Raw genomic sequence first — 513 nt, 5'->3', positions numbered from 1 at the left:
TTTTCTTGGTATCAAGAAACGTCGTAATGATTAACCATTAAATAAATATATCTGTAGTGAATATAGATTATTTAAAGAGGGCCCTGAAGAATATTATTATTCTGGCTCTGTGTCAAATGGTGTTGATTAATAGTTTTTATCTTTTGAAAGGTCCACTCTTCGGAGTGGGCTTTTTGTTATTGAACCGAAAAACTCCGTTTGAGAAGTCAGATGGCCGCAGTTATGCTCTGTAGCCCTGTTTTTGGGCACACTCCTCCCCGGGGTGTCGTACACTGACTTTTCTAGGCAATTAGTTGGTAGATCCGTTCAAACATGCGCTCTTGATTGGCAAATCCATAACAGCTACGCTTTAGCGCTTTGATCTTACGGTTAATGCCTTCTAGTGGGCCATTTGAAAGCTTGGTTTGAGAAGCATTCAAAACGCCTCTGAGGTTTTTCCTCAGTGTGGCAATGGCGATGTCCATTGGCTCACCGCACGACCTGTAGGTCTTGATGAGGTTACTCAGGCGCTCT

Annotated in this window: 1 protein-coding gene; it reads right to left on the bottom strand. The window is 42.5% G+C overall.

Annotated features, from left to right (window positions below; all coding sequences use genetic code 11):
- Positions 1–281: 281 nt before the first annotated feature.
- The coding region (locus IV55_RS08830; protein ID WP_162260745.1) for a transposase at positions 282–513 on the bottom strand (232 nt) is incomplete at its 5' end.

The sequence above is a fragment of the Furfurilactobacillus siliginis genome, assembly GCF_001437435.1.
Classification (GTDB): Bacteria; Bacillota; Bacilli; order Lactobacillales; family Lactobacillaceae; genus Furfurilactobacillus; species Furfurilactobacillus siliginis.
The sequence above is the reverse complement of the archived record's forward strand: the minus strand, read 5'-3'. Positions and strand labels throughout refer to the sequence as shown.